Consider the following 238-nt stretch of genomic DNA (forward strand, 5'->3'; position numbering starts at 1 on the left):
GGACGCTCCAAAGCCTACTGTTGAAAACCGCCGTGCATTGCACCGTGTTCTCAATCTGGTTCCGGGTATCCGTTCCACCATGGAAATTGCACTTAACAAGCGACTGCTTACGCAGAAGCTGTGGAAGCGTTTCCTTGATGGTGATGTTAACCTCCTGAAAACAAAGCAGTTCCAGCTTGCGAACATTGCTTCGTGGAATGGGGAAAAGCTGGTCCTCAATCCAGCACTCGCTGACTTG

1 protein-coding gene is annotated in these 238 nt (G+C 50.4%); it reads left to right on the forward strand.

What is annotated here, in order from left to right; all coding sequences use genetic code 11:
- A partial coding sequence (locus tag RMT89_RS45340) for a hypothetical protein (RefSeq protein WP_315889584.1) occupies positions 1 to 238 on the forward strand: 238 nt, incomplete at both ends.

The organism is Streptomyces sp. P17 (assembly GCF_032436805.1).
Taxonomy (GTDB): Bacteria; Actinomycetota; Actinomycetes; order Streptomycetales; family Streptomycetaceae; genus Streptomyces.